The sequence below is a fragment of the Halolamina salina genome (genome assembly GCF_042678005.1).
In the GTDB taxonomy this organism is placed as follows: Archaea; Halobacteriota; Halobacteria; order Halobacteriales; family Haloferacaceae; genus Halolamina; species Halolamina salina.
Genome location: NZ_JBHUDH010000113.1, coordinates 1 through 2,964, shown reverse-complemented (window position 1 = coordinate 2,964; position 2,964 = coordinate 1). Strand labels below are relative to the sequence as shown.

The 2,964-nt window shown below is 70.1% G+C and carries 6 protein-coding genes; 2 read left to right on the top strand and 4 right to left on the bottom strand.

Annotated elements, in window-relative coordinates; genetic code table 11:
- On the bottom strand, nucleotides 1-735 hold a 735-nt coding region (locus ACFR9S_RS10045), incomplete at its 3' end, for a phosphohexomutase domain-containing protein (RefSeq protein WP_459077201.1).
- A 92-nt stretch (nucleotides 736-827) separates the two neighbouring features.
- Between ACFR9S_RS10045 and ACFR9S_RS10040 the strand changes: the two genes are divergently transcribed.
- Nucleotides 828-1,439, top strand: a complete 612-nt coding sequence (locus ACFR9S_RS10040) for an NADPH-dependent FMN reductase (protein WP_379818541.1) — start codon at nucleotides 828-830, stop codon at nucleotides 1,437-1,439.
- A gap of 36 nt (nucleotides 1,440-1,475) precedes the next feature.
- Here ACFR9S_RS10040 and ACFR9S_RS10035 read toward each other — a convergent pair whose 3' ends face one another.
- Together ACFR9S_RS10035 and ACFR9S_RS10030 are read right to left on the bottom strand one after the other, a co-directional pair.
- Complete coding sequence (locus ACFR9S_RS10035; protein ID WP_379732082.1) at nucleotides 1,476-1,736, bottom strand: GIY-YIG nuclease family protein; 261 nt, start codon at nucleotides 1,734-1,736, stop codon at nucleotides 1,476-1,478.
- Between the two features lie 125 nt (nucleotides 1,737-1,861).
- On the bottom strand, nucleotides 1,862-2,017 hold the full coding sequence (locus ACFR9S_RS10030; protein WP_379732081.1) for a DUF7563 family protein: 156 nt from the start codon (nucleotides 2,015-2,017) through the stop codon (nucleotides 1,862-1,864).
- 297 nt (nucleotides 2,018-2,314) lie between these two features.
- On the opposite strand from ACFR9S_RS10030, the gene ACFR9S_RS10025 reads away from it, so the two are divergent.
- A complete protein-coding gene (locus ACFR9S_RS10025) occupies nucleotides 2,315-2,482 on the top strand; it encodes a DUF1931 family protein (RefSeq protein ID WP_053946871.1) in 168 nt (55 codons plus the stop codon).
- Nucleotides 2,483-2,543: 61 nt separating this feature from the next.
- On the opposite strand, the gene rpiA is transcribed toward ACFR9S_RS10025, so the two are convergent.
- Nucleotides 2,544-2,964, bottom strand: a 421-nt coding sequence (gene rpiA, locus ACFR9S_RS10020) for a ribose 5-phosphate isomerase A (RefSeq protein WP_379818540.1), incomplete at its 5' end; no start/stop codon positions are given.

The window sequence follows — 2,964 nt, the reverse complement described above, 5'->3', positions numbered from 1 at the left end:
GGCGTCGCCGTCGTCGATCGTGGCGGCGAGCGCGTGGAGGTTCGACTCGGCCGGCTCGGGCGCGCCCCCGCCGAACTCGGGGTCCTCGTCACACCGCAGGCGCTGGACCTCGGCGCCGGCCTCCTCGAGCACCGCGTCGGTCACCCCCCGGCCGGAGCCGTGCATCGCGTCGTAGGCGACGGTGAGGCCCGAGAGGTCGACGCTCCCGTCGTCCGTGCTGAACCCGTAGGACGCCACCAGTTCCTCGACGGCGTCGGCGTGGGGACCGATCAGGTCGTCGCGGGCGACGACGCCGCGCTCGCTCTCGGGCAGCGCCTCTGGTTCGCCGAGGTTCGCCTCGATGCGGTCGGTGACCTCGGGCATCGCCGGGGCGCCGTCGCCGGGGAAGTACTTGATGCCGTTGTACTCCGGGGGGTTGTGGGAGGCGGAGAGGATCACGGCGCCGGCGTAGCCGCGATCGACGGCGTTCCACACCGCGGTCGGGGTGGGGACGTCCCGCTCGGGCAGGAGCACGTCGAACCCGTTGTCGGTGAGCACGTCGGCGACGCTCTCGGCGAACCCCGGCGAGGAGGGGCGGGCGTCGTAGCCGACGACGACCGGGGCGTCGGTGCCCGTCTCGCGGAGGTAGTCGGCGACGCCCTGTGCGACGATGCGGACGCGGTCGTCGGTGAACGTGTCGAGGGTGGCCCGCCAGCCGTCGGTGCCGAACTGGATGGCGTCGGTGGGGTCGGTCATGGGTCGGGATTCGTGGCTGAGGCTGAAAAAGGGACCCGTCACGCCGGGGCGTTCCGACCCCCTTTTGGGCCGGTGTGCTGAAACGCCGTCACATGACCCGAGTCGTCGCCGTCAGCGGCAGCCTCCGCGACGGGAGCTACACGAAGGCCGCCCTCCGATACGCGCTGGACGCCGCCGAGACCGCCGGCGTCGAGACCGACGTGATCGACCTCGCCGCAGTCGACCTGCCCCTGTACGACCCGGACCGCGACACCGCCGAGGCGGGCGACGCCGCGGAACTCCTCGCGCGCGTCCGCGAGGCCGACGGCGTGCTCCTCGGCACCCCCGTCTACCACAGCTCCTACTCCGCGGCGTTCCGGAACTTCCACGACTACTGTAGCTTCGACGAGTATGAGGAGACGGTCGTGGGGCTGCTGGTCACCGCCGGCGGCGGCACGATCGCCGACACGCTCAACGACATGCGGACCACCGTCCGCGGGGTCCACGGCTGGGTGCTCCCCACGCAGGTCGGCCTGCGGAACGCCAGCAGCCGGTTCGCGGAGCGCCGTCGGGAACCCGAACCGGAGGAGATCGGCGCCGACGCCGCCTACGCGTTCGTCGACGACGACCTCCGCGCCCGGACCTGCAAACTCGGCTACCGCGTGGGCACGTACGCCCGCCGCGCGCCGGAGTTCATCGGCATCGAGGACGAGCCCGAGTGGTAGAGGGACCGGCCCGCCTGCCACGCCGACCGAGACGTGTCACTCCAGTTCCGGCGTCGCCGACGACTCGACCAACTGCTCCTTCTCGGCCCGGGAGAGCTGTTTGATCTCGTGTTCGCGGGACATCGCCGCCGACTTCGTCTCGAACGACTCGACGTGGACGGCCTCGACCGGCGTCCGCCCGCGGGTGTACTTCGCGCCCTCGCCGGCGTCGTGTTCGGCGACGCGCCGCGCTACGTCGGTCGTGTACCCCGTGTACAGCGTGTCGTCCGCACACGAGAGGACGTAGACGTAGTGCACGGTCGTTCCAGTGCAGCGGGGGGCCTAAGCGGTCCGGTCCGACGCGGCAAAAGTGGGATGTGGGTCGGGGACCGGCGCGGCGCCGTACCACGCCGGGAACGTGGCGGTCGTGTGGCGATACCCCGTCAGTGGGTTTCGGTACGGGTCCGGTCCCGGGCGACCTCCGCGATGCCGGCGTTCGCAGCACACGAGGGACAGGCGTCGAGTCGGCCGTCCTCGTCAGCGAACACGCGGGCGAAGCGCTCGGAGACGTGTGACCCGCAGTGGTCACAGCGTGACATCGGTTGTCCGGTATCCACCGGTACCGGCGATTGTGGGTACGCCACCCACGGGTCAATAGGTTTATGGGTATTCCCGCTCCGTCGGCGTGAAACGAACGGTTCCGGGCGTCACTCCGGGGTTTCGTTCAGCTCGTGTCGGTCGTATGTACCGACTCGCGGCCGCGGTCGAGCCGGGGCGACGCCGCCGATCGAGCGGCGGACCGCCACACCTAAATGTCCTGATTTCGGGCCTTGGCGCGGTCCCTTCGGTCGATTTGGGAAATCTTATTAAGAGGGGTCGAGTAGTCGGGAACGCATATGTCCAACCTTATCGTCAAGGCCGCCGTCAAGGAGTACCTCGATGAGAAGAACGTCGCTTCGGACTTCTACGACGCCCTGGACGAGGAAGTCGAGGAGCTGCTCGACGACGCCGCTCGCCGAGCCGAGGAGAACGACCGGAAGACGGTCCAGCCGCGCGACCTTTAAATCCGGAAGCAGTCGTCCAGTTTTCCGTTTTTCGTCCCCTAACCGCGTAGCGGCGTCGCCGTCAGTACGACGTGATCTCGACGCCGTCGTCGCTCCCGACGTGTACCTCGTCCACCAACCCGACGAACAGTCCGTGTTCGACCACCCCGGGGACGGTCGATAGCGTCCGCGCGAGCGCGTCCGGGTCGTCGATCTCGCCGAACGCGCAGTCGAGGACGAGGTTCCCGTTGTCGGTGACGACGGGACCGTCCTTCCGCTCGGCCGCCCGGAGTTCGGGCTCGCCGCCGGCCGACCGGACGGCCTCGGCGACCGGCGCCCGTGCGTCCGGTAGCAGTTCGACCGGGACGGGGTGTGAGAGCCGCTCGGCCTCCTTGGTCGGGTCGGCGACGACGACGAACCGCTCGGCGGCGCTGTCGACCAGTTTCTCCCGGGCGTGGGCCGCGCCGCCCCCCCTGACGAGCGCCCCGTCGGCCGCGGCCTCC